Source organism: Larkinella arboricola (assembly GCF_003259745.1).
Classification (GTDB): domain Bacteria; phylum Bacteroidota; class Bacteroidia; order Cytophagales; family Spirosomataceae; genus Larkinella; species Larkinella arboricola.
The window spans coordinates 364613-390622 of the sequence record NZ_QLMC01000006.1; the positions used below are offsets into that span (position 1 = coordinate 364613).

The window sequence follows — 26010 nt, forward strand, 5'->3', positions numbered from 1 at the left end:
CTCGTGTAGAGAAATACTGTTAATAGACTACCCAACTTCAACTTTTTGAATAGGATCGCAGAAGCGAAAGCTTTCTGCCACAGCCTTCATCGGCGCTTCAATTTTTCCGGACTTATCAGCGGTAAACTCTCTATTCAGTATTTTTTGCGCCGGATGTGACTTACCAACTTATTTTGTTTTTTGCCTGACGCCGATGGGATGCTTACGCCAATAATAGCCACTACAACCCCCGGCGGACCTGCGCTAAAATAAAATATTCGTAGTAATGGATTAACAAAGAGTTGATTAACTGCCATGTAAAAAAGTATTGAACTGGTGGCAGGAGACCTCAAAAACTCAAACAAAGAAAGGACATGTAATAGGTTGGGTAAGTCGCTTCTATAAGATATACTCTCCATCCACGGCTTCGATCGGTTTGGGAATCTCAGGTGCATGAAGCGTTTGCATGACGTTAATTTCAATGGTGCGCACTAGCGAATCCAGCGGTATGCTGGCCGGATTGCCATCGAAGGGATTGATCAGGTTCAGCCCATTTAAGTGCGTTACGTGAAAGACAAACCCAATCAACCAGCCTAGCCCAATCGACCACATACCTGCCTCTTCGGCAATATCGATCGTCAGAATGAAGATCATTAGCCAGATGAATACCCGAGTAAAATACACATACGTAACCGGAAACAGCGTGTTTTTGATGCGCTCACAGCGGCCCATGCTGTCGCTAAAGCGAACCAGCAATTCATTCAGGGCCAAAAAAGCGAAGCCATCCATCTGGTCGGTTTCGCGCAACTTCTGCAGATCCCGCACCTGTAAATCCAGTACGCCAGCCGGGATATTGGAGTAGTGGGTGAGGGTGGCCAGATCGGTCGGCTCCAGATAACTCTGATAATCGGGTTCTTCTGTATTACGTAAACTTTGTTTGAGGGCATACAGGAAACTTAAATTACGGCGTATTAACCGGACGGCCAGCTCATTTGGGTGGGCCTGGTCCGTAACTGGGTCAATGTGCAGCTGGGTGTAGGCCAGCAGTGAGCGGGTCCAGGAGCGGGAGTCATTGACTAAGGCCCCCCAGATGGTGCGGGCCTCCCACCAGCGGCTATAGGCCTGGTTGTTGTTGAAGCCAATGAAGAAAGCCAGCGTCGTGGCTAACAAGGCCGGAATATTGTTGGGAATATGAGAAGTTCCTCGGAGTATATAAGCTTCTAGTAGATAAGCACCCGTACACAGGGCAATCATCCACAAATCAACTTTCCAGGTGATTCGGACGACCCGGCTGAGTCGTAGATCGGGTTTGAGCAGCATGAAATTAAGTTTGGTTAGTCAAATATAAGGGCACAGGGGTGGTTAGGGAAATAGTGTAAATGCGCTATTGTCCCCAGTATTTGTAGCCTCTAAGTTTGTGACCATTTCGAGCGGAGTGAAAACCAGGTAAAATCGACCAGATGACTATGATTAACATAGCGGTGTTCGAAGATCACTAAGGCAGGCGTGAAGCGTTGGAGTTACTCATTAGTCTTTAACCGGATATGCACTGTAGTGGGAGCTTCGGGGATTGCCGCAACCTGGTGGACAACCTCAAGGAAAATCCATCCCATGTTAAGTCTGAGGAATTACAAATCATTTATTATTAAGCTCTGCCATGAAAAAGATAGTGAACACTCGTATTATTCAACTATTCCTTTTTGGTACGCTGCTATTAGTTACCATCAGTTGTATGGACAAAGACAAGGATGACGTTGATCTACGGCCGGGCAAGGGTATGCTCATTGATCACGGGTATATTCCTGTAATGGTAGCGGGACATTACGACTTTGCTTTAAATGAATTTCAAATGGCCGCCTACACGAATAATTTTGTATATGTGGCCACCTCGGATGGTCTATGGAAAAACAATCTTCTCACAAAGGAATGGTCCAGAAGTGGTTTTGAGGGCAAGAAGGTCTCCTGTATTTTCAAACATCCTGCTATTGAGAACAAGCTTTTTGCCGGTATTGTACCCGCCGAACATAAAACTGAAAAATCATTGTTTATATCCAATGACGGCGGAGTAACCTGGAAGGCGGCACAATCACCGGTTCACAATGATTTGGATAATCGGTATGAAACGTATGTTAGTATGGCGGTACGGCCAACGCATCCCGATCACATTTATGCCAATTTAGAGGGAGGCACCATGATCGCCGTATCGACAGATGGAGGAATCAATTGGAAGCGAATGAATAATGAGAAGGATTCCTATCGGGGTTATCAAAGTAACATTGTTTTTTTACCCGATAACCCCAACCAAATCTTTCAAGGAAGTGAAAATCCGTTAGATGATGCCTGGCTAGGCCGATATGACATTGATGCGAAAGATCCGGTGGTGCTGACCAATTTTACCAAAGTGGTGGATAGAAGCGTTTTTGGAAATCGAAGGCCGGTAGAACTGAAGACAAACGCGTATACAGGAAACAGCATTTATGTCGGTCAGGAAGGGGCATTGGCCAAAGTAAGTGGGACAACCACCAAATTTATCTTTAAAGCCGAAGAAGGCCATCCTACATTTCCGTATGTGTATATTTATGGTATCTGGATCGATCCCAAGGATCCCAATCATATTCTGTTCGGTGGAGCAGTCAATGATAATCAAACATCCTTAAGCTTGTTCGAAACATTTAATGAAGGAAAACAGATTACGCCGGTAACTCAGGATGCCACGTTGGCCACGGCCCAAGTTACCAAGATACTGGCAACCAATACGTATCCTGCAATCGTTATATACGATCCCAGTACTGAAAAGGTCAGGCTTTTGCTGTATAAGTCAAAGTAAAATCTATATCTCACTCGGCCTGTAGCCACCGAGTGTAAACTATCATCTGTTATTTTTTATTATCGAGGAATAAATTTTTAACGGTATCGTAGTCATCGTTGGGATTGATCTCCTTCATTTGAATTTTCCTACGCTGGTCGTCCTGGATGCCGTGTATAAGAAGCTGCCCTATGCGCTTAGGTGTTAGCTCAGTAGTAATGCCCAGATCGCAAAACCGTTTGCCAGTTTGCCGAACCATCCACGAGGCTTATGAGCAACGGTTACGCCGAGCTGATCCCCTAACTATGTAAACAAATATATGTTGAATCCATCGTGATGAAGTATTGTTCCTAAAAATTCCCCAATTTATAACCGATTAATACGGGCTTAAATCAGTGAATTTATAAGCGTTCCGCTTTTCTCTTAACGGATACCATTTTGAAGAACCTATTTACCAGTCGTTGGTTGAAGTTAGTCAGCCGTGTCGGTAGCGCTTACTATCGTTTTTCATCAAGGCGATGTCTTTACGGTCTGCTTGCATTAACTGCCTGCCTACTCGGTTTTAGCCCTCAGGTGGCCGGCCAGCAACAAACAATTTTTCAGGGGGAGATGGAGCTTGGCAGCATAATCTCGTCGAAAGCCACAACCCCATTCTGGCTGCGCACCAATCACTATGGAATCATTCCTCGGGAGGCTCCCGCCGGTATTTTTCAGGCTGCAATCCAGAAACACTACCGCCAACCTGATTCGGTCCATACCCAAAAGGTTGACTGGAGCTTTACGCTTAATCCGGTTATGACCCAGAACCAAGCCGACCGACTGAAGCTATTTTTGGTGGAAGCCAACCTGAGCGTTCGCTTTAAAGCCCTTGAGTTATATGTGGGCCGACGCCGGCAGGTGACAGGGTTGGGAGATACCACCTTGACATCGGGTTTTTATGCCGTTTCGGGCAACGCCTTGCCTTTGCCTAAAATACAACTATCGACCGTTGGCTACGCTCCTCTGCATTTTACCGGCGACTGGGTAGCGATCAATGCGGGTTTAGCTCACGGATGGTATCAAATGGCGAGCTTGCAGGGTGTACGGCTGCATCAGAAATACTTCTACCTGCGGCTGGGCAAGCCAGGGTCTTTAATAAAAGGCTATATGGGCCTTAATCATCAGGTCCAATGGGCGGGACACGCTGAATATCTCAAACAACGCCCGGATATTGCCGACGCTAACGGGTATTTTCCTTCGGATTGGAAGTTTTATCGGTACGTTTTTTTTTCGTACACGCCTAAAGACTGGGCGAAGGTAGCAGGATATACTTCATTTGATAGTTACCGGGTGGGCAATAGCCTTGGCAGTATTGATATTGGCGTAGAATTCAATTTGCCGTCGGGGCGCTGGTTGGCCTACCATCAGCATGCCTACGATGACGTATCGGGTATTGTATTTAAAAATGTGCCTGACGGTCTTTGGGGGCTTAGTTACCGCCCTGGGCCTGGACAGCAGACTGCTTTTCAAATTAATCGTATAACGGCGGAACTGCTGACAACGACGAATCAATCGGGGGCCACCTTCTACATCCCCGGTAGTTCTTACCAGGGGGGTGATAATTACTACAACCATAGCCAGTATGCCCAAGGCTGGTCTTATTTAGGTCGGACTATAGGCACACCTTTCATTGCGCCCCGTCAGGACTTTGATCCTGCTTCTGCCTTAGCCGCTGGCGCTTTTTTCTCTAATAATCGGGTGACAATGGGGTATATAGGCGCTCAGGCGATTTACCGCAAAGCAACCCTGCTATTACGTACATCGTACAGTTGGAACGCCGGAACTTTTAGTCAGCCTACGCCCGGTACCCTGGTTCAGTTTTCAATGCTGGCAGGGGCTCAGATACCCATTACCCGATACAAGGTGTTACTGATGGCCAGTGCCGCCCTGGATACCGGTGATTTATACACCCCTGCAATTGGTGGTTATATCGGCTTAAAAAAGAAGTGGTAACTGTAATCGTTAACCTGCAGCGGTGTCTGAGTGTGTGTGAAAATCAGGACTTCGGTTGATAAGTAATCGATTCAATTTTTTACTTTGTCATTATTATGAGTCCGAAAGAACAATCTGACATCCGGCGCAATCGGAGCGCCGGAGCGGGTATAGTTCCGGGGAGAACTATCAGGCGCTGGAACAACGGGAAATTGTGGGTTTTATTCCCCCACACGGCAAATAAAAAGCAGATCGTCAGGACTTTAGGTATGCTGCTGCTACGGACAGTTACCGGTGCCGGCAGGGCAAAACGCTGGCGTTTGACCGCTTGGTGACCGATCGGGATGGCAACCCAAAAAAGCGCTACGTCTCCAAATCTTCCAACTGCAAAGGACAGCCTTTGCGGGCCACTTGTATTCAGACGAAGGCCCGCGAAAAGCGCTTGCATCAGACGGCTTACAAGGCCGAGTATGAGCGGATGCTTAAGCGGTTAGCCGCTCGAAGCGGCAAGGCTCGAAGCCGACAGGGGCCGCCACGGTTGAACCGGTTTTGGGTAGTCTGATCAATTACTACGGCTTAGGCAAAATTGGCGTCCGAGGCCAGGCCGCAGCGACTAAAGTGATGTATTTAGCGGCCATAGCTTACAATCTTAAGAAATATCTGCGCTATTAAATTGGTAAGGGTTTGTCACAGGCTTCGGCAATGGTCGTTCACTTAATGGACAATGGCTTTTTGTACCTTCGGACTTTTGCAACAGCCACTATGATTATGTTAAGAGACTTTTCTAAGAAATTAGCGCAGGGGTTCTGGCAGAACTGCTGAAGAAAATAAACTCATAGATCTTTGAAGGGTCCCTTTTTTTCTACTAGCAAGAACAATAATGACCACGACCATTGCAACTACGAATTCACTAGCTTCCATAAAGATTAAGTTCTTTGAACAGGTTATGTTAATCTTAAGTGTCTATCAGACGTAGTTCATTGCTCTAAGTCACACAACAAGTATGACTAAGGTTGCACTTTATGCACTATCCGCTCAATTTACTTACGTTCCGTACTGGTTATTGTCCGACGTGGATCATCTTTAGGGAAGCTTATATAAGCTTCCCTAACCGCCAACTAAAAGGAAATTCCATTTATCATATGTCACAACACGGGCCTTTTCCCTCCCGAGCGACGGTCCCCTTTTCAAAGGACAAACCGCCTTCTCTCTATGGCTTATCTTCGGGGTTTGATCTTAGAATATTTCATTAACATAAGATAGCTTATAAAGCTTAAATAAGTACAATTTTATAAAAGCTGTGAAGGCCTATATTCGAATCGTAATATAGTTTATATTGAGTAAGATCTTGTTTTTAAAAGGTGAATAGCTAATACCAAGTAGAGATTAAAATGGACAATCCCTTCTCCCTTTCCAATAGTTGTTTGTACTTAAATTATTTTACTTGTAAATGAATTGAAAAAAGGGAGTTTAATGGACAAACTGGTGGAAAGGCTCTATACATTACCGAACGCAAAAAGAGCCAGGAAGCCCTGCACTACAACCACCTCTGGCTGACGCAAGCCATGCGCAGTGCCCGGAAGGCAAGCCATTGTGGGATTTAGCTCTCAGGAAGAGGCTCAAACCCTTGAAGGTTGGTTGGTAGGATTCACCCCGAAGACCGCCCCAATGTCCACGCCCGGGCCGACAATCGATTGACCAGCGCAAAGAGTTTGAGGTAACTAAGCCCACCAACGACCAGGATTAAAACGTACTTTCTCCTACCGCTTTTAATCGCCTGCTGGAGTCTTCTTTCTGATCAGCTACAGGCTCAGCCAGCAACGAGTCAGGCCAGCCGGGCGAAACCCAGTTGATTTTGCCCACCATGACTGCTATTTTCCAGCCCGCCCTGAATTTCCGGTTCCAATTCCTTTAAAACCTGTTCAAACGCTTCAAGAAACGCCTGTATATGCTTTTCTTCATGTGCAAACATGAGGTAGAGCGCGGATGAAGCCAAAATTCCTTTTTCCAGCATTTTAGCGATGAACTTGGTCTTAACCAACCCAGAATGCGGACCCAATTGAAACTGAAGGGTGGGTGACACGGGCATCCCGCCGACCTGCAAACCGCAGCCCGGATAGCGCGCGGCAATCTTTTCCAGTGCTTCTTTCCAGGCCACTCCCCTGCTCCAAAGGCTTTCGTGGACATTCAGCGCCTTCATCTTTTTGAGTACCGCGAGTGCCGCAGCCGTACCAACCCCGTCGGTCCAGTAACTGGAAGAGATAAAACTCGCATCGGCTTTCAGCATGATGTCGTCGCGACCAATCACCACCCCGAATGGAAAACCGTTGCTCATTGCTTTGGCGTACACCACCAGGTCGGGGGCTACCCCAAACTTGGACAACGCCCCCGGAAAACCGTAGCGGAGACCGCTTGTAACTTCATCAACCACAAATACGGCGCCCGATTCCCGGCAGCGGGCTGCGACGCGGTTTAAAAAATCATCCTGCGGATATTGCGAGCGCATCGGTTCCATCACCACGCCGGCCAGGTTACTCCCGAGTTTATTCAAGGCCGCTTCAAAGGATTCGAAATCATTGTACCGGAACGGAACCGAGGTGCCGCGAAGCTCCCGGGGCACCCCTTTGGGTTCCAGACCGGGTAACAAGTGCCCATCCAGCGCGGTATCATCGCTCAGGTTGGCCGCCAGATACCAGTCATGCCAGCCATGATATCCACAAAACGCGATACCGCTTTTACCCGTGGCCGCGCGTGCGATTCTTACCGCCTGGACTAATGCATCACCTCCTCCCCGGGTATAGCGTACTTTTCCCGCCCAGGGGTGCAGCTCCAGCAGGAGGTCGGCCAGCTCAACTTCCTGTGGATTGACCAGTGAGGAGTAGGAGCCTAACAGCACTCTTCGTTGTACCGCTGCATTGACATCCGGATCCGCATAACCCAGCAGGACAGCACCAATACCCCCGGCAAAATCAAGGTAACGCCGACCGGCTAGATCCCAAACCTCGCAACCCGATGACTTGGAAAAATAAGCAGGCCACTGGTGCTGATCAAACATTTCGGCCCGCTTGGACAGGAGCCCGGTTCCTCCCGATATGACTTCGCGCGCGTGTTTCCACAACTCTGGCCCCGTTTCTTCTTGCGGTACGGCCTGTTGGGGAAGATGCGGTTTTAATAACCGGAGGGCGTTGTTCAAAAATAGATCGCTGACATCCTTTTGGGTCAAACCGGTATCCTCACAGGCTTCCCGTAGGGTCAGCAGGGACTCGATGCCTACCAGGGTCATTTCACTCGTCGTCGGCGGTCGGTGTTTGAGATCAATTAGCTCGGGGTGGAGCCAGAAGAAATAGTCGCCCGTCGTAACACATCTGCCCCGCAGCTCGCTGACAGGAAAATCAGATCCCCAAAGCACGCGTCGCGGCCCCAGAATGCGCAGTGCAGCAGCGAATGACTCTGATTCGGTTACGGCGGAGGTATCAATCACCACGTTGTCGAGATCCACCACCGAATACAATCCGCTGCGGGCGTTGCGGTAGTTAAAGCTGCGACCAACATGAGCCAGGATCAGGTTGACATTGGGATATGCTCGGCAAAGCCGTCTTACTTCCCGTTGGTTGTCCGGGTCCTCCATCGCACCGTCCCGGACAATGTGCAGCAATAAAACCCCGTTGATTTCATGGAGCAATTCCCAAAGCCATTCGGGGACATACTCCGTCAGGGAAGCGTTCATGGTGTCGGGTCGGCTGGCGTAGCAATGGTACACTTTTACCCCGCAAAATAACCCACTCCGTAGATCACGGGCTACCTGTTCGGGTTCATCCTGCGGAGAGACCACCATCAGGGCCCGGCTCAGTGCGGTCCCGTTTTCCTTCACTTCGGTGCCAACCCAGCTATTGATTTCCGGACGAGCGGCATTTTTATGGGGCATTCCAAAATAAAGGCCGTGGATCGTCTTCACCGGCATATATTGAAGAAGGGCGTCCCGGTGTTGTTTACATCCTAAAACCCCGGTGTCTTTGAGAAACGGAAAGGTGCCCGGAGCAAAGTGTGCGGGATGGTACGGATGGGTGTGAATGTCATAAATTTCGTCGGGCATAAAACCTTGTAACGAAGACACACTTAATTGATGGTCGGTGGCGGTGAGTTCAGAATTGTATTTCATAATTTTTACAAGGCTGATTCCTTTTGATCGTTTTGTTGGACCGTGATGGATTCCGGGGTTGGTTGTATTTTATACAATAGAAAGGCGCACAACGCCAGCAGTACGGCACCAGTTTGAAATACCGTAGACAGGTCAACCTTGGCATCCCGCAGCGCACCGCCGGCATACAGTCCGATGCCTCCGATAATACAGCTGAAGAAGTTCAATATCCCGTAGGCGGTTGCCCGGTAGCGCTCATCGGTGATCAGGCACAGAATAGGCATCATGTTGCCGTCGGTGAAGATGCGTGTAAACGAATACAACATAAAGCAGCCAATGGCCACCGACAGGATGGTGGTATGGCTGGCCAGAAAAATCGCGGGAGCCGCCAGGCATAACCCAACTACCGGCACTAAAATTCGCCCTCGGGGGTTTTTACGGGCCCAGCGGTCAGCCAGGATACCGCCCGTGATTACGCCAATGAGGGAGGCCGCGTGAAAATAGCCGGTTGAGTAGACACCAGCCATCGTTTGGGAAAGGTTAAAGTTTTCTTTAAAATAGGTCGGGAGCCATCCTACGATCATCCATCCGATGATTCCAAGCAAACTCCAGCAGGTTAAAGCAAAAATAAACCCACGACGCCCCAGGAGGTCTTTGACGGCTGCCCGGAACTTTACCTTTTCGGGTTGGTGAAGGCCCTGGGCTATGGTTGACGGTTGTTTTGGCGCATCTTTGAGCGAAAAGAGAAGAATCACCGCGTATCCGATTCCGATCATCCCGAAAATAAAGAAGGGATAGTTCCAGCTATGGTCGGTGGCCAGCCAGCCACCGACAAAGCCCATGCTTTGACCGACCATAATACCGGCCATGTGAATCCCGTTCGCCAGCGAGCGGGTAGAGCCTCGGTGGTAATCCATGATCAGTGCGACGGCCGCCGGGGCATAACACGACTCGCTGATACCCATCAGGGCCCGGGTTACCAGTAACGATTCGAAACTGGTGGCGTAGGACGTGAGCCAGGTTACCGCCGACCAGACAAAAAGGCTTCCAATAATGACCCGGCTCCGGCTAAACCGGTCGGCCAAGAAGCCCGCAAACGGACTCAGAATTCCGTAGATCCACAGGAATACCGCGGTTAGCAAACCAAACTGGGCATCGGTCATCGGAATGGCTTCCACGAGCGAGCTACGCATGGTGGTAATCATCATTCTGTCCAGATAATTCAAGGCCCCCACGACACAGAGCATGGCAACAATCAGCCAGGGATAAGATTTAAATTTCAAGGGTTAAAGGGTTAAAATAAGAGATTTATGATCGTATTATGTAGCTGCATACCCATTCCGGACTGGCTATTCTGAACGATGCAGGCGTGGTATCTACCCCCAGCTCAATCGACAGAAACCTAGCTCCTGATTGGCTATTTCGTCAAAGAATTAATACTTGGAGTCGACCGTGATATTCAATCACAACTGGCATAACGCTTCTTTGCAATATTATATATTGCTGCCGATCCGGTCTTGTACTTCTTTATTTAATACTAATACAATTTTTCGGTTAACTATGAATCTCACCGAGAGTTGATGATTTTGAATAGCATTGACGTTTTGACAGCTTATTATATCAGTGTAAGGCCATTTCAGCGTAATTCAGGCAACTAATTGCAGTGTGTTATGTTAATCACAACTCTACCTGGTAGCGGAGTGCAAATAGTAATAGATTCTCATCAATCCCTCCTTTCACGGATTCAAGTAACGTTCTGAAAAATCAATAGGCAAGCATACCGTCAAACTGTGGCCATTTTTTCATCCGTAAAATCAACTTGTAGTCTTCATACTTAGGCTTATCTTTGTCAGTAACTTAACTTAAAAGTGAAGAATCACGTAACGATCCGGCTATTTAGAGCGTTTGAGCAAGTAAACTATTATACGTTTTGGGTAGAGGATAGGCCCCAATCGGAGACAGATGACTTCTTTACCCGTTTTGAGCACAACCAGGCATTAAGCCACGACCTAAACCTACTAGTCACCTGGTTAGTAGAAATCGGTCAGCGCCGGGGAGCCAAAGTCCGGTACTTTCGCTTTGAGAATAATGCCCAGGCACTCCCACCACCCGCTCGTATCATGGCCGAATTAGGTGATGACTATTGCCGGCTTAGGCTGTATGGCGTTCGCCTGTCTGACCAGGTGGTTATATTAGCTAACGGTGGCCCAAAAACCAGCCGTACAGTGCAGGATAGCCCCGAGTTATTGGCTCACTTCCGGTTTGCCAATAAGATGGCAACCCAGATCCTAGAGATGATGCTGTCTGGTGAGTTAACCCTTAAAGGGAAACAAATTAACCAGATAGAGGCAATTGAACTTTTAGATTAATAAACACTATGGATGCTTTTGATCGGATTGCGGCCCGTACTCCCGCTCAAACCCGGCGAACTGTCGCCAAGATGCTGGATGTAGCCGACCGGATTCACGACATTTTGCAACAAAAAGGCATGAGTCAAAAAGACCTTGCTGTCGCCCTGCGTAAGTCAGAGTCCGAAATCAGCAAATGGCTGAGTGGTACTCATAATCTGGAGCTAAAGACGATAATCCGAATTGAGGAAGCCCTTGGCGAAGAGATTCTGGTTGTTCCCCGACAGCCGCTCGCTGCCTGACACAGTTATCGTTGCTTGTAAGTTAAGTAGTGAAATGGACCATAAGCCAGTAGGTATAATTTCATACTGCCACCCTAACGGGGAACCGTCTGGCAACAGGGTACCTCACCAAGAGGTGGAGGATTTTGTATTAATCTGCTTCTTAAAAGTGCCGAAGATATGTGGTTTCTTGATGAATACAACCAACTGACTCCTAACCGCATCTTCTCGAAAATGATCTACACTAGTTCGTAATTTTGTGACCGGTTCACCGACGGTCGATCGCTGCCGTGCGGATACTTTTATGTTATTTGGATATTGGGCTGGCTGTTGGCCCAAAAGCCGTGGATTGTGCCCATCCGGCACGACGAAGTTAAATCGCCTGGAGGAATAATCTGGGCGTTGCGGAAGTAAACCTGACCGCTGGTGAGCTTGAGCAAATTGAAAAAGAGGCCTCCAACATCACGATTCAGGGGGTTCGTTATCCGGCTGAGATGGAGAAGAAAAGTGGTCTGTAATTACGAAATGTCTGTATCAGTAAATGCCTTTTTCCAAGATAATACATGAATACATGAGGCTTTCATCGTCTCACAAACCGCTGGTTTTGCAACGTAGTGTGACTTTTAAAGTGCATCAGGGATATAACTACAACTATCAGGAATTTGAACACACCGTTCTGGTCAGGATGGAGGACATTTGTTTTATAAAATTTCAGGTATGGAACAAATGAAAAAAGTAACTTTAGGTACCCAGGGATTGCAGGTGCCACAAATTGGTTTAGGCTGCATGGGCATGACCGGGTTTGCCGGTAATGACATGTATGGGAAAGCCCATGAAGACCAAGCCATCGCTACGATTCACCGTTCGTTTGAGTTAGGCGGCAATTGGCTTGATACAGCCGATTTGTATGGCCCTTTCGACAATGAAAAGCTGATTGCCAAAGCGGTGGGCAACAGCCGCCACCAGTATATTATTGCTACAAAATTTGGGTGGGAAATTGATGATTCCGGTACGCTTACCTGGACCATTAATGGCAGGCCAGATTATGTACGAAAAGCTCTAGAGCGTTCGCTTCAAAATTTGAAAACCGATTACATCGATTTATTCTACCTGCACCGCCTTGATAAGAGCACACCCGTTGAAGAAACCGTGGGCGCCATGGCAGAATTAGTGCACGAAGGGAAAGTTCGCTACCTGGGTTTGTCGGAGGTGTCGGCAGAAACGGTGCGAAAGGCCAATGCGGTGCACCCCATTACAGCGGTGCAATCCGAGTATTCGTTGTTTGAAAGAACGGTAGAAGCCCGTGGTATTCTCCGGGAATTACAGGAAATGGGGGTTGGTTTTGTCGCCTATTCTCCATTGGGCAGAGGCTTTTTGTCAGGAGCAGTACGAACCATGGATGATTTGCCAGAAAATGATTTCCGTCGGCATATGCCTCGTTTTCAACCCGCTTATTTCGATAAAAATATTGAGCTCCTTCAGGCAATTGAAGCCCTGGCGAACCAAAAAAACATTACGCCTTCTCAGCTTGCATTGGCCTGGGTGCTGAAAAAAGGAGCTTTGCCAATACCCGGTACAAAACGCAGGACGTATCTGGAGCAAAATATGGAAGCGGCTTTCGTGGAGTTGACCGACTCCGAAATGGAAAAACTGGAAGCGATTGTCCCGTTGGGTATCGATACCGGTAATGCGTATGATGAATTTGGAATGGGCCTGATTGATTAACTTTCATTCGCCGATGAATGCCGACCACAAAAGCTAGCGGCATTCATCGGCGAGAGATTTTACGCCCGATCAACGCTATTTTCTTGTTATGAAGAATATCCAAACCATCACCGAGTTTCACCGGCTGTTGTCGCTGCCGGAGCCACAGCATCCGTTGGTGAGTGTGACGCAATCGGAACTCTGTAAATTTGAAGCCGGAGGTCCCTGGGCTCAGTTTATTCACCAGTTTTACTGTATTGCCCTGAAACGGGATGTGAAGGGTAAAATCAAATACGGGCAACAAACGTATGATTATGATAAAGGCATCCTGAGTTTTACCGCCCCTCGGCAGGTCCAATCGCTGGATGTACAAACCCTGGAATGCGGTACGGGTTTGCTATTGATGTTTCACCCGGATCTACTGCTCAGGCATCCCTTGGTAACCACTATTAGCCAATATGGTTTCTTTTCGTATGCCGTCCACGAAGCGCTGCATTTATCGCCCACAGAAGAAGAGGATATTAGTGCTCTATTCAACAAGATAGCCCAGGAGTGCCAGCATATTGATCGACATACCCAAGATATCATTCTGTCGCAGATCGATCTTTTGCTCAACTATTCCAATCGGTTTTACGAACGGCAGTTTATCACTCGGAAAAACCATACCAGCGATTTGCTGATAAAATTTCAGGCGATTGTTGATGGCTACTTCAATTCTGATCAAGCAGAAGAAAAAGGGTTGCTGACCGTGCAGCAAGTGGCAGCCGCGATGCATCTGTCTCCCAATTATTTGAGCGATATGCTTCGGTTTCATACCGGTCAAAATGCCCAGCAACACATTCAGCTTCGGTTGATCGAAAAAGCCAAGGAAATACTGGTTATTAGCAGCTTGACAGTAGGTGAAATAGCGTATCAGTTAGGCTTCGAGCATCCACAGTCTTTCAGTAAGTTTTTCAAAGCAAAGACGCATCTGTCGCCTTTGGAATTTCGAGCTTCGTTTAATTGAGGTGAATGGTCAATTCATTCACCTCAATTAAGGACTTCCCAATTTTAGCGAATGGCGACAAGCTACTTCTTCTCAAAAAATGCTCCCACTTGAGACGAAATAACGTTGGTGTGTCTGCTTCAGAAATGGGGCGTATTTTGAAGCAGTTCTACACACTTTCTTACTTTTTAAAATCCGTAATACGACTCCCATCATACCGATATACCCCATCAGCCCCGAACCATATACTACCATCACTAGCTTCTAAAATCCCAAATAGCATCCTGCCTTCTTTGGGGTTTAGCTCCGTTACCAGCGGTGTTTTATTGGACAAGGTCTTTGCCTCATAACGAGAAAGTACCCAACCCTGGGCAGTTTCTGAACTCGTCCAAATGTTGCCCTTTTTATCTTCGTAGATATACCCCACAAAATTCTGGGTGATGTTGGTGAATGTGCTGCCATCATAGCGCCAAAGGCCATTCGTGCCACCCAGCCAGATCGTACCCATTTTATCTTCAATAATCGATCGAACATTGGTAAAAGGTTGGCCCATAGAAGTTGTATTGGTAAATGTTTTACCGTCATAAACGAAGGTATTGTCCCTGGTGCCAAACCAAAACTTGCCGGTTTTGTCTTCAATAATCGCATTGATTTCATGCGGGGGCCGGGTAAAATCGGGAAAAGGTATTCCTGTTCTATCTTCAACCATAGAACCTCCATTCAGCCTATAATTTCGAAAGGATTTGCCATCGTAACGGCTTACCCCTCCGTTAGCACCGAACCAAACATGGCCGATTTTATCTTCATAAATACAAACAACCTCATTATTAATGAGTCCGTCCCTGGTTGTAAAGTTTCGAAAGGAGTTGCCATCATAATAATAAACCCCTGCGCCAATCGAGCCGAACCACAAGGCCCCGTTTCGATCTTCTAAAACCGAAAAAAAACGAGCCGAACTCACCTTACTGGTGATATTGGTAAACGATGTCCCATTGTACCGAAAAACACCATCAAAGGCCGCTATCCAAATATTGCCCTTTCTATCTTGCTTGATCGTACGAGCAATATGGTTAGGTCCATAGGAGGTAATGAGTTCTTTCGTTTCGGACGTGATCGTGTCTTTGGGCAGGTCAGTCTTATTTTGCCCTTTACAGGCAGTGTAAAAAACAACCAGTATCAACAAGGCATATACGGCGTACTTCATCATTAGTTCTTTTTTATGGCCCTATGGTTTCAACAAATTATAAGTCTTCGTGCCAGGATCTCGTTAATTGCTCGTAAAAGAATGGTAATGAGATGTTAACGAAACGAAGGTTTTCCCAACAGTGTACTGTTTGGTCCCTCGGAATAAGTGAGTGTATTGGGTTGAGACTGGTAGTTTAAGCCAAGACCAAACAGGAGGCCATGTTGGGTGCCATTCCAGAATTCGGGCGTTTGAAGAGACAACATACACCGTATTTCTGAGTTTGGAGTTTTTCAACATCCTTTATTGGGTATGACATAGATCACCTTGCCCGAAACAGCTAAATTGAAGCCATAATTTTCTGTAGCAGGAAGCACGAGTTGTTGCCAGGTTTTGCCCAGGTCAGATGACCGGAAGAGACCATCTGAGCGACCACATAGTAAATAGGTACCCAGTTGTTTGATGGATAAAATAGCCGGCGAAGAGTCAAGTAAGCCTACTCTTTTCATGAATAAACGACTCCAGGAAGGCTGAAGGTTTTCACCGATGGCCGTCCAGGTTTTTCCACTATCCATGGAAATGTGTAGGCTGTTTGTTTGGGTTATGGTGTTGTTTACGATAGCCGCAAAGCCGCCATCAATACGTTCCACGGCGATGCCACCCCCCGCTTCACTGAGCACACGATCCCAGTTTTGACCTTCATCGGTGGATCTTATTAGTCCTGATCGGTCGGTAGCCAAAAGTACACCGTTTGACTCGACCAATTGCATGGCCCCGCCCCCGACATGCACTTGTTGCCAGGTTTTCCCCTGGTTCGTTGATCTAAAAAGGCTGTTGCTGGAAACGATGAAAACGGTGCCTGCGGTAGTTTCAAAAACGGTGCGTACAAATTTTACTTTATAATTGGTGTAATAATAATCGATCGTTTTGTTTAGGCGTACGGCTTGCTCTTGAAAATTCTCGTACACGGGTGACCAATCACTCGTTCCGTTTCTTTTTTGTAAAAATTGACCCTTGAAATCATAGGCAACTATCCCATTCTTGCCAGGGGCGATGTTACGTTGATTACCGGGAAAGAGCTCTTTTGTCCAAAAAGAAGTGGTGGAATTGGGCTCACTATGATAAACCGCATTTCCAGCCCGTAAATAGAGCCCACGGTCATTGGCAAAGACACCAGCGCTCCCCACACCTTCTCGCTGCAATTTTTCAGGCAGCCCGTTGCTAATGTCCTGCCAGGTTTGTCCGCCATCCGTAGATTTGAAAATGATGTTGACAATCCCCGCGGATTTGCCCTCTTTTGTGGGTTTCTTTTGTGCCTGCTTTTCTTTTAGCACAAAAGAATTGAGGAGAAATAATACCAGGAGGATTGCCGGAATAAACACAACTGACTTTTTCATTTTTTTCAATTTAAAGTACAACCCTAGTAATGAGTAAGTAGTGGAAAGAAGCAGGTGGGGCAATACACCTTATTTTTCTGCCCCCTTTCACTCGTTCGATTCAAACCTAGCTGGGGACTCTGTTAATAGGGTTAATCGCTTGTAAAAAAGTGTTAACCAATTGTAAAACATGAAATTTATCGCCTGGTAAGGACTATTTTTGGTCTATGAGACACGTGATACTTACCGTATTACTCCTACTGGTCATCGGCCTGCCGGGCTACAGCGATGGGGGAAAGGTGTTGGTGACCCTGCGGAAAATCGGTCATGAGCTATTGCTGGCCTCGGGCGATTCTACATCTTGGATATCACCCATTGAAGAGCTCGATGAGCGCACATTCCTGATTCGGTTTCAACGTCCCTTTGCTTTTCAACCAGCCTCTCTGGTTGAGATCATTCACCGTCATTTGCAGGAAAATCAAGGGCCCTTGCATTACCTGGTGGAAGTGAGGCAAGAAAAGCGGAACACCGTGGCTTATAGCTATGAAGTCCGTCAACCGCTGAATTGGAAGACGATTGCCTGTCTAACCAGAAGGCCTCCCCGGGGGGCTTACACGATTAAAATCCAGTTCGCCCAACCGCCGGTTCAGACGGCTTCAATCGGCCGTGTTGGTTGGTTGGCTGGGCTTCTTCTAACCGTTCTACTGATGGGGGTCGGTTGGCGTTTGGTCAACCGAAAAACGCTCCCCTCAGCCCCTGTCGAACAGGCATCCCCCCTTACTTTGGTTCACTTAGGCCCCCTTACGTTTTGTTTAGAAAAGCAGATTCTGCGGTTGGGCGCTGACCGCATTGAGCTATCGACCAAAGAGTCCAAGTTGCTGAAGGTATTCGCTACTTCTCCCAATGCCGTGATTGATCGAAACCGGCTCATGGAACAGGTTTGGGGGGAGGAAGGCGTCTTTGTAGGGCGCAGCCTGGATGTGTTTGTTTCTCGCCTACGAAAAAAGCTCCAGCCCGCCCCCACGGTACGCATTGTCAATAGTCACGGAAGAGGGTATAAGCTGGAAATCGACTCGCCCAAAGAGCCAGGGCAGGATGGCTGATTAGAGCCAAGCGGGTTGCTGGTTGGCCGCTAAGGGACCGCTGTAGCCACCCATAGATACCTTGGGAAGTTGGCTACCCCAACTCCGTTGGGGTATACCGCAGAATCGTGTATAAGATATCATCTCACAAAAGGCTCTTACGTTAGAATAGAAATACTTTCATAGGTCCCAGCTATGTTTGGGACAAGCGTAAAATTTAAGCAGCGGTTTGTGAACCAACATGCTGACCCAAAAGAGCGGGATATCAGCCCAAAAAATGGTAAGGTCAAAAAGTTATGGATTTAAGAATTGCTAAGGTTATCTGACTTGTACTAACTACAGGGCCGAGTAGTTAAAGGAAATTGACGGCCTTATCTGATGAGCTTCGTGTTCAACCCCTGAGTGATTCATGCCGCAATAGCTAGCACAACTCTAACCGGCCCTAAGCCTCAAAAAGGAGCCGAATGACAAGCTCTCTCATAATTTAAAGCCAAACTTTCCCGAATATCCCTAGCAGCTTCTCTGGCTCCAGCCACTAACGCTGGCCATCCTGAAAGGATGCTCCCCAAAAATAGAAAAATGCTAAAACAAAACCCGGCCAGGGGCCGGGCTTGTCGACTAATATCTTTACTTTAAAACAGTAAACCAGAATAAATTAGGCAAAGTTCAAACGCTGTTTCAGCGATAATGGCGTAAGCAATCATCGCGTGCAGACGCTTTTTGGCATAAATCGAAAAGTTTGCCTTGATTCGGGGCATTGCGGTTATTTTACCGCACTTTCAATAATGTATGACTGGTCGCTCCTTTACCCTCTCCCACTTTCAGTACATACAGCCCTGGCGGGAAAGCATTACCAAGCGAAATCCTTTGTTCGGACTTCACTTCGGCCAGTTGCAGCACCACCCGACCCTGACTATCATAGATAACCACCGGCAAGGCTTGGGCGGCTGGTCCCTCCAGTCGGAGAGTGATGAAGTCGGTAAACGGATTGGGGTACGCCTGGAGCTGCACGCCCAACGTCTCGGCACTGAGTCCTGCTCCCCACCGGGCAGCGGTGGCATCCGTTTGGACTACCTCGATGGCTGATATCTTGGCATTTCCCACACTTCCCCGGGTAAAATCCAGGTTCAATACGCCATCCCTGACCTGAGTGATGAACGTCTCCTGCAGGGCCCTGAACCCACCGCCAGCGCGAGCGAAGATATCATACTCGGTTAGGATGCGTTCTCCCTCCAGGGCCACATTGAATTTGCGCTGCCCCGCCGACCGGGCATACACTTCCGCAAAGTGCAGAGTCACCCGGTAGCTCCCGTTACTCACCGGCAGCCTATAGGAGAAGTCCCCATAGCGCTCGTTTCGGTACAGCCCGTCATCCTCCGTATTCTGAATATCCGTCGACCCGTTGATCGTATACTCGGCACCACCACTGGCGTATGTATCCGCGCTGAACACCCGCCCATCTGGGGTAGTATAAGAACTTCCCCCGGCATTGATCCGGTAGGCATTTGTCACCGGCTGATCCACCGAATTCGATTCCAACCGGATCAAGACCACCCAGTCCTCTTTGGTCGCACTCGGCGGTAAACCCGTGGACTGTCGGCCATGACCCGAGAGGCTGCGAACTGCTCCATATTGCAGCGCCCCCCCGCTCCGCGGGTCATACCATTGTACCGTATACCGGCCGCCCCCCAGATTGATGGTAGCCGCTCCCCCATCCTTCAGATACAGGATATACACCTGGCCTTCCTGGCCCAAGACCCAACCCCGATCTGAATTGTCCATAGGGGCCACCTCCAGCAGCGGCACATAGTTTCGGAAGAAATCCAGGGCATGGCGCGTAAAGCGATACATCTTGGCCCGTGAGCGGTAGTCTTCGGCCGCCAGGTCGGTCTCGCCCGTATACCCGCCAAAGTAATACTCAATGCCCGCACCACCGGCCATCAGGTTGCCCCACAGACACTCTTTTCGGATCTCATCCTGATTGTCGGCCAGCGTACCCCGCCTGCCTGCGTAGTCCGCATCGGTGGCCACTCCCATATCGTTTTGTTCGTCATTGGCCACAATCCATTTCTTTCCCGCCTGACTTGATCGCTCCACCCATAACCGGGTTTCGGCATAGACGTTATTCCAGTCGGTCTGGATCGATACGCCGGTCAAAGCCGACTTGTTACCCAGCAGAGGGGAATAAACCTCGTTCTGTTCTTTTACATTGGTATGAAGTACGATGTGTTTTATACGGGTCCAGCTGGGCCACGTATTGGGCCATATCCCTGCGTTGCTGGGTAGTCTGGATATTCTCTTCACCCAGATTCCAGTTCAGGGCCAGGTGGTGACCAAAACGGGCGATCAGCTCCCGCAAATACAGCTTGCGTTGCACGCCCAAATTACCCCCGTCTAACAGCAGGCAATTTTCCCGCTCCTGGGTTTTGAAGTGCAGGTACATGCCCTGCTTTTCACCGTGTTCAAACACCATCTCCCACTGATCCAGCTTCGAGCAGTCAAACCGGGTGTAGTCATTGGGACTTGCATAGGGATACACGTTTTTGTCATCCCCGTCGATACCCAGGGTAATAAAGGAGAATACGTTCATTTGCTGGCTGGCCAGGTAGTTGACCGCCCCAATGATGCCCTTACCTTTGCCGTCCTGCCAAGTGGGATCGCCTTCTTTCCAGTCTTGCACGTGCGGACTCCAGGTTTTGCGCCGGTTTCCAATGTTGGTGCTATTATCAAAGTCGGCGTAAGAAAGAAAATTCTCAGGCGAGTCCACCCCGCCTTTCAGGAAGTATTCACCCGTTCCGGCAAACTGCAGGTACCGCTCCCCAGTGTACCGCAGCCGCCCCTTGGCCCTGAGGTCTATCCCCATTTTGTTTGTCGGCAGTACGGTAAACTGACCGGTCTGGCCGTCGACGGTTTCCACCGGCTCACCCTCCTGGAGCCGGTCACTAACGGCTACGTTAGTACCTTTTCGCATCGAGATGGTATAATGCCAAAGACCGGTTTCGTCGGGCGAAAAGTGGACTTTCCAGATCTTACCGGCCGTGGCACTGGTGTTGGCTGCATTGCCATCGGCAGCAAAGTAACCTGGTACCACGTAGCGCTTGGCGCCTTTCGTAAAGGTCACATTCAGGCGGTAATTCAGGAAAGGGTTCTCAGCGGCCATTTCCGAAGTCTGGGGCCCTTCAATGACCAGCGTAATCTTGTGCCATTGGCGCAGTTCCCCCTGCAGGGCCACAGGGGCCGGGGGCTGGTTTTCGCCGGGTTCTTCCTGAGGGGGCGAACTGGCGATGACCGTAAAGTTAACCCGCAAAGGCGTTCCCGCTTGACCGACGGCATTGTAGGGTGTGGCTTTCAGCGAGTGAGGACCCAGCGAGGGCGTCCAGTCGTAGTGGCCCTGATCCGTGTCTCCGGCCAGTGTATAGGGAGCCACGGTTTCGGTGCGGAAATTCTCTTTACCATCCAGAGCAAAGACCACCCGGCGGATAGTGGACGAGTTGGTGTTGGCCCGGACATTAAGCAGCTTCCCCGTCAGGCGAAGGTCAACCTGAGCACCCTCGGTGAGGGGCCCAATGTCGGCGTTGGTACTGGCATTAATCAAGGTGAAGCCCGTTATCCCCTCCGGTGTCGGCGTACTGGCTATCACTCTGAAGGTGACCGTCAGGGGCGTACCGGCCTGACCAGAGGCATTGTAGGGCGTCGCTTTGATGGTATGAACTTCCAGCGAGGGCGTCCAGTCGTAGTGGCCCTGATCCGTGTCTCCGGCCAGTGTATAGGGAGCCACGGTTTCGGTGCGGAAATTCTCTTTACCATCCAGAGCAAAGACCACTCGGCGGATCCCGGACGAGTTGGTGTTGGCCCGGACATTGAGCAGATCACCCGTCATAGTCAGGTTGACAACATCACCATCGTTGAGCGGCCCAATGTCGGTATTGGTAGCCGCATTTATCAAAGTGAAACCGGTCAGATGCTGAGCAAAGCTAATGGAATGAAGGAGAAGAAACAGAACTAAGCTGTACGAATAAATAAGATAATTTGCTGGTTTTGGAACCGACTTAAGACAGGAGAACCGTTGTTTCATAGACTAATTATTAAGATGAGATGCTACGTTATGGACGGAGAGGGCTAGCCCTCTCCGCTTCCTATTTTCTGAACCATCCGCTTGAATTAGATGATAGCCTTAGAACCACCCTTTGGTGCTAATGTTCACGTCTATAGCACATTAGCCCACTATTCTTCCTTCTTTCGTCCACACTCATCCAGCAACAAATGTTGTAGCAACATTAAAAATGTGAAAAACTGAAGGGCGCAGTCTGAAGGCAATAAACGTATACAGCCCAGCCAAAACGATCGTAGAAGGTCACTCTGAAGAGTACCTGTCAAATTGATTTTTCGGCCGGAAACTTTGTACTTATTTCTGAGATTTTTTGATGATAACAGGAAGCTAGGCGCCCACCGTGGTTAACTATATCCGCACACAGGCCGGAGGACTTTTTCAGGCAAGCCAATTACCAGACGGCCCGGTCCCTGGCCTGCCAGGGGCCGGAAACCTTTTTTGTCCAATTAGATTCCGTGTTGGTAACCTATAAAAACTTCATATTTTTATCCTTTTATTTTTGAAAGGCGGCTCCGAGCTAGTCAGCATAGCATGTTTATGCCATTTGTGCAGACGTGCTATTTTTTTGTTCGGCCTTTTGATTTTCGTAGCTTTTACTCGGAAAGTATAGGTAGCTGGATCCAGATTGGTATAGGTACCCGCGAATGGCTGCCTATACCAATCGTTGTCAAAGCCTTTTAGCTTATAGGCGTACTGGTTTGGTTCTTCTGCCTCAAATCGGGGCCGGTCTTGTCGAAGGTCTCCACGGTAAATTGGCCGGTTTTTCCGTCGACCGCTGTAACGGCTTCCCCAGCATTTGGATCCTCACTGACGGCGATACTGGCTCCCTTGCGCATGGAGATACTGTAGGATCACATCCCGGTTTCATCGGGTGAAAGTGGACTTTCCAAATCCGACCCGAAGCAGCGCCGGTCTGGGCGGCAAAATAGCCGGGCACGACATAGCGTTTAGTGCCATTGGTAAAGGTCACATTCAACCGGTAGAGCAGAAACGGATTATCTGCGGCCGTTTCCGAAGCCTCCGGGCCTTCTATTGCCAGCGTAATCTTGTGCCATTGGCGCAGTTCCCCCTGCAGGGTTAGGTTATTACCAGGCTCTTGGGGCGGAGAGCAGGCAAAAACTGTAAAAGCAATTACCAGCGGAGTCCCGGCCTGCCCCGAGGGCGTGTACGGGGTCGCCTTCAGCGTGTGAGGACCCAGCGAAGGCGTCCAAATGTAGGAGCCCTGATCCGAGTCACCGGCCAGCATATAAGGCGCGGCTATTTCGGTGCGATAGTTCTCCACGCCGTCTAAGGCGAAGACCACCTTACTCAGGGCTGATGTACCCGGGTTGGCGCGCACATTGAGTAGACTACCCGTGGTTCTTAGATCAATCTGAGCGCCGTCGGATAGCGGGCCCAAATCGGCGTTAGTGCTGGCCTTAATGAGGGTAAAGCCGGTTAAATCATTGGTGGATAGCGTACTGGAGATGACGGTGAACGAAATGATTAAAGGAGTCCCGGCCTTGCCCGAAGCGCTATAGGGAGTGGCCTTCAGTGTGTGAACCGATGGAGGGTGTCCAGTCATAATGACCCTGATCGGTATCTCCCGCCAGTGTGTACGGCGCACGCGTTTCGGTTCGGAAGCTTTCCTGACCCTCCAAAGCGAATACGACGCGTTTAACGTTGGAGGAACTTGGATTGGCCCGTACGTTGAGCAGATTACCCGTAGCGGCTAAATTAATCACATCGCCATTTTTTAACGGGGCAATTTCGACGTTGGTAACGGCGTTCAGCAGGGTAAACCCGGATAAATTCTGGGCATGGCTGGTAGCATAACAGAAAAAGAAAGCGAGTAAAAGGTGCATAAGAAGTAGCCAGTTCTTTCGTTTTTTAACTCCGGAATAAATAACCGAGACGTGCTTCATGAGTAAAAAATTAAGATGAGATAAAAACGGTTGTTCAGTGGCTAATGAGCGAGTGGTTAGCGCTGACAAGGAGGTTAAAGTTTCGCCCTACACGTCTTCCGGACAAGCTTACTATATTCCGCCAATCATGGATCAGCAAATTAGTTGAGTGACTAGGACGGCTTGGAGCATTTTGGCTACCAGAAAGGTTACTCACTTGCCCCTAAAAGCAGACCTAAGCTTCGATACCTTGCAGCGTCAGTCTGAAATTAAGTGGATACACGCCCCAGTTTACGAAGAGCACCCGCGGCTCTTCGGGAAACGGTGAATGGCTGCTGATTGATGTAGCCCGTAGTAAAGTCATCCGACCACTTGATGTGATCTGGAGAGACAAGGTAGCCCTTGCCAATGCGCAAGAAATGGGGAAGCCGTTGCTGCCAGGTTTTCAGGGTCGACGACATGAGTTTTTTAGTGCCATCGGCATAATGAAGATAAGTGTAATTTCGATCGGCAGAAAGATGAGTCAATTCGGGCGTAATCAGCGATTGCCACCGGGATTTGTTCATGGTTCTTTGTGTTCATGGGTGATGGAATGGGTACTGGAAAGTAAGTTTCATGCTCAACCTAACATGGGCTGTCTGTCGAGCCGCCGATGTGGTCTTATTTCGCCCATCCAGAATGGGTAGGACCCTGGCATAGGCAGACTGAGAAAACATGGTCTGAATCGACAACAGTACCCGTAAGCAGTCTACCCAACTTACGGGCTTGACTGCCTGCTTAAAAAAGCTGTAGAGACCAGGTGGTGGTAGGCTACGTTGCATGTTGTATCGCCAAGGACGCGGATAGACGGGTAATTTGTTAAGCCCCTAGGAACGAATGAAATCCTCCAAAGGCTATTCACTGTTTGAACATCAACGCAAACGGAATGCATCTTGAGGAACAAATCCGACAGGGGCAAGCGCTGGGTCAACCAAAGCTCAGCGTGGACGTTGATCCAAAAAGATTAAAAATTTATTAGAAAAGCAAGCGTAGCGAATTCTTGTCTGGACCGATTATTACTAGATTGAGTACCTGGCTATGCTCAATACTTTCATGGCAAAGCTTCCAAACCAACTAGATACACACCTGTAACAAGTTTATTTTTAACATCTTATACAAATAACATTAGCCGCCCCAAAAATAGATTGAACGACTCAATACGCCATTGGCTAAAGGCAGAGCCCGTTTGGATCCGGACAAATATTAAAAAAATATTAGAACGCCCTTAGCAATAAGCTAGCTTTGAAGAGTAAATTGGAAGGATGCTGCTCCCCTCCCATCAGGCCACCGAAGTCTGTTTCGCAAAAAGAGCTAATGGAAGCAGAGAACTACCAGATACTTTCTAGCTGAGAGTAGTGATCCTGCAAAAAACGCTTGGTGGGAAGCCCTAAATGAATTGAAGTAAGATGAGCTTGTCACTATTGCAACTGAAAAGCGAAAAATATAGGATGCGTTAATCACATTTAATACGGGCGAAAACTAACGTCATTACACGGGATGGTTAATCCCCGCGTTATTTAAACAGTTCATCTAAAATCCCAAACTCTGCACCGCATCACCCAGGGCCTCTTTAATCGATTGGTAACTGACTGCCAGGAACGCAATAAGCACCGCCAGTAGACCTCCAGGGCAAACATCCACCACTAAAATCTACAAATTCTGCCGCTGGCGGGCTTCGGCCTGCTGAAGTTTTACTTCGTAATTCTGAAACAGCTTTTTGGCCTCAATCGTGGAAAGCGAATCTTTGGTGTCAATGTATCGTATCGGATATACCAGGAAAAGGCGGCTTTATAATCGCCTAAACCCAGGTTGGCATTGGCCAGTTCGCGGTTAATATTCTAGAATTCGAACAGGCCCACCTTGCGTTCTCTGGCCATGGCCATGCCATACGCCTTCTCCAACGAGGTAAGAGACTAAGCCAGGATTCTCACGGCTGTTATTGCCAGGTAAAAAATGCGTTGTCACACGAAAACGGCCCATCAGGTCAGGTTATCTTTCTGAACCTTACCCGTTTCTTTAAGAAAGATAGTGTGCCAGAAAGAGAGCCGGTTCAACAAAAGCATATGAACGGCAGGATTTAATACACAAACCTACAATGTAAGTACATGAACCAAGAGTTAATAA

19 protein-coding genes are annotated in these 26010 nt (G+C 48.6%); 8 read left to right on the plus strand and 11 right to left on the minus strand.

Going from position 1 to position 26010, the window contains the following annotated elements; translation table 11 throughout:
* Window positions 1-378 precede the first annotated feature (378 nt).
* Window positions 379-1299, minus strand: a complete 921-nt coding sequence (locus LX87_RS23660) for a bestrophin family protein (protein WP_111630770.1) — start codon at window positions 1297-1299, stop codon at window positions 379-381.
* A 337-nt stretch (window positions 1300-1636) separates the two neighbouring features.
* Between LX87_RS23660 and LX87_RS23665 the strand changes: the two genes are divergently transcribed.
* From LX87_RS23665 to LX87_RS29405, 3 genes are all read left to right on the plus strand, one after another.
* Window positions 1637-2806, plus strand: a complete 1170-nt coding sequence (locus LX87_RS23665; protein WP_111630771.1) for a WD40/YVTN/BNR-like repeat-containing protein — start codon at window positions 1637-1639, stop codon at window positions 2804-2806.
* A gap of 417 nt (window positions 2807-3223) precedes the next feature.
* Window positions 3224-4777: a capsule assembly Wzi family protein gene (locus LX87_RS23675; RefSeq protein ID WP_229310796.1), complete on the plus strand. Its 1554-nt coding sequence runs from the start codon at window positions 3224-3226 to the stop codon at window positions 4775-4777.
* A gap of 528 nt (window positions 4778-5305) precedes the next feature.
* A complete protein-coding gene (locus LX87_RS29405) occupies window positions 5306-5428 on the plus strand; it encodes a hypothetical protein (protein WP_111630775.1) in 123 nt (40 codons plus the stop codon).
* A gap of 1153 nt (window positions 5429-6581) precedes the next feature.
* Here LX87_RS29405 and LX87_RS23690 read toward each other — a convergent pair.
* Together LX87_RS23690 and LX87_RS23695 are read right to left on the minus strand one after the other, a co-directional pair.
* The gene (locus LX87_RS23690) at window positions 6582-8915 is read right to left on the minus strand and encodes an aminotransferase class III-fold pyridoxal phosphate-dependent enzyme (protein WP_111630776.1); all 2334 of its coding nucleotides are present in this window, start codon (window positions 8913-8915) and stop codon (window positions 6582-6584) included.
* Window positions 8916-8920: 5 nt separating this feature from the next.
* Window positions 8921-10177: an MFS transporter gene (locus LX87_RS23695; RefSeq protein WP_229310797.1), complete on the minus strand. Its 1257-nt coding sequence runs from the start codon at window positions 10175-10177 to the stop codon at window positions 8921-8923.
* 585 nt (window positions 10178-10762) lie between these two features.
* On the opposite strand from LX87_RS23695, the gene LX87_RS23700 reads away from it, so the two are divergent.
* From LX87_RS23700 to LX87_RS23720, 4 genes are all read left to right on the plus strand, one after another.
* Window positions 10763-11263 (plus strand): hypothetical protein, encoded by a 501-nt coding sequence (locus LX87_RS23700; protein WP_111630777.1) that lies wholly within the window; start codon window positions 10763-10765, stop codon window positions 11261-11263.
* 8 nt (window positions 11264-11271) lie between these two features.
* Complete coding sequence (locus LX87_RS23705; RefSeq protein ID WP_111630778.1) at window positions 11272-11544, plus strand: helix-turn-helix domain-containing protein; 273 nt, start codon at window positions 11272-11274, stop codon at window positions 11542-11544.
* A gap of 705 nt (window positions 11545-12249) precedes the next feature.
* Window positions 12250-13248: an aldo/keto reductase gene (locus LX87_RS23715; RefSeq protein WP_310587945.1), complete on the plus strand. Its 999-nt coding sequence runs from the start codon at window positions 12250-12252 to the stop codon at window positions 13246-13248.
* Window positions 13249-13336: 88 nt separating this feature from the next.
* A complete protein-coding gene (locus LX87_RS23720) occupies window positions 13337-14233 on the plus strand; it encodes a helix-turn-helix domain-containing protein (RefSeq protein ID WP_111630780.1) in 897 nt (298 codons plus the stop codon).
* A gap of 160 nt (window positions 14234-14393) precedes the next feature.
* Here LX87_RS23720 and LX87_RS23725 read toward each other — a convergent pair whose 3' ends face one another.
* Together LX87_RS23725 and LX87_RS23730 are read right to left on the minus strand one after the other, a co-directional pair.
* Window positions 14394-15419: a ligand-binding sensor domain-containing protein gene (locus LX87_RS23725; RefSeq protein WP_211325365.1), complete on the minus strand. Its 1026-nt coding sequence runs from the start codon at window positions 15417-15419 to the stop codon at window positions 14394-14396.
* Window positions 15420-15688: 269 nt separating this feature from the next.
* Window positions 15689-16792, minus strand: coding sequence for a WD40/YVTN/BNR-like repeat-containing protein (locus tag LX87_RS23730; RefSeq protein WP_111630781.1), 1104 nt, complete (start codon window positions 16790-16792; stop codon window positions 15689-15691).
* Window positions 16793-17007: 215 nt separating this feature from the next.
* Here LX87_RS23730 and LX87_RS23735 point away from each other — a divergent pair, with 215 nt between their 5' ends.
* Window positions 17008-17874: a winged helix-turn-helix domain-containing protein gene (locus tag LX87_RS23735; RefSeq protein ID WP_170139446.1), complete on the plus strand. Its 867-nt coding sequence runs from the start codon at window positions 17008-17010 to the stop codon at window positions 17872-17874.
* Between the two features lie 747 nt (window positions 17875-18621).
* Here the strand turns inward: LX87_RS23735 and LX87_RS29020 are convergent.
* The 6 genes from LX87_RS29020 to LX87_RS23765 form a co-directional block, all read right to left on the minus strand.
* Complete coding sequence (locus tag LX87_RS29020; protein WP_211325366.1) at window positions 18622-20010, minus strand: malectin domain-containing carbohydrate-binding protein; 1389 nt, start codon at window positions 20008-20010, stop codon at window positions 18622-18624.
* A gap of 10 nt (window positions 20011-20020) precedes the next feature.
* Window positions 20021-21799: a DUF5060 domain-containing protein gene (locus LX87_RS29025; RefSeq protein ID WP_211325367.1), complete on the minus strand. Its 1779-nt coding sequence runs from the start codon at window positions 21797-21799 to the stop codon at window positions 20021-20023.
* Window positions 21800-22441: 642 nt separating this feature from the next.
* Window positions 22442-22717 (minus strand): triple tyrosine motif-containing protein, encoded by a 276-nt coding sequence (locus tag LX87_RS29410; RefSeq protein ID WP_111630810.1) that lies wholly within the window; start codon window positions 22715-22717, stop codon window positions 22442-22444.
* Window positions 22677-23528, minus strand: coding sequence for a DUF5060 domain-containing protein (locus LX87_RS23755; protein ID WP_111630783.1), 852 nt, complete (start codon window positions 23526-23528; stop codon window positions 22677-22679). The genes LX87_RS29410 and LX87_RS23755 overlap by 41 nt, the downstream gene beginning before the upstream one ends.
* A complete protein-coding gene (locus tag LX87_RS23760; RefSeq protein WP_146624542.1) occupies window positions 23479-23808 on the minus strand; it encodes a hypothetical protein in 330 nt (109 codons plus the stop codon). Before LX87_RS23760 ends, LX87_RS23755 begins: the two co-directional genes overlap by 50 nt.
* A gap of 308 nt (window positions 23809-24116) precedes the next feature.
* Window positions 24117-24413, minus strand: a complete 297-nt coding sequence (locus LX87_RS23765; RefSeq protein WP_111630785.1) for a LytTR family DNA-binding domain-containing protein — start codon at window positions 24411-24413, stop codon at window positions 24117-24119.
* Between the last annotated feature and the right edge of the window lie 1597 nt (window positions 24414-26010).

Coding starts and splice junctions, on each gene's coding strand:
- LX87_RS23765 (WP_111630785.1), bottom strand. CDS start 24,413: ATGAACAAATCCCGGTGGCAATCGCTGATTACGCCCGAATTGACTCAT.
- LX87_RS23690 (WP_111630776.1), bottom strand. CDS start 8,915: ATGAAATACAATTCTGAACTCACCGCCACCGACCATCAATTAAGTGTG.
- LX87_RS23730 (WP_111630781.1), bottom strand. CDS start 16,792: ATGAAAAAGTCAGTTGTGTTTATTCCGGCAATCCTCCTGGTATTATTT.
- LX87_RS23660 (WP_111630770.1), bottom strand. CDS start 1,299: ATGCTGCTCAAACCCGATCTACGACTCAGCCGGGTCGTCCGAATCACC.
- LX87_RS23760 (WP_146624542.1), bottom strand. CDS start 23,808: ATGCACCTTTTACTCGCTTTCTTTTTCTGTTATGCTACCAGCCATGCC.
- LX87_RS23755 (WP_111630783.1), bottom strand. CDS start 23,528: ATGACTGGACACCCTCCATCGGTTCACACACTGAAGGCCACTCCCTAT.
- LX87_RS23665 (WP_111630771.1), top strand. CDS start 1,637: ATGAAAAAGATAGTGAACACTCGTATTATTCAACTATTCCTTTTTGGT.
- LX87_RS23715 (WP_310587945.1), top strand. CDS start 12,250: ATGAAAAAAGTAACTTTAGGTACCCAGGGATTGCAGGTGCCACAAATT.
- LX87_RS23720 (WP_111630780.1), top strand. CDS start 13,337: ATGAAGAATATCCAAACCATCACCGAGTTTCACCGGCTGTTGTCGCTG.
- LX87_RS23705 (WP_111630778.1), top strand. CDS start 11,272: ATGGATGCTTTTGATCGGATTGCGGCCCGTACTCCCGCTCAAACCCGG.
- LX87_RS23725 (WP_211325365.1), bottom strand. CDS start 15,419: ATGATGAAGTACGCCGTATATGCCTTGTTGATACTGGTTGTTTTTTAC.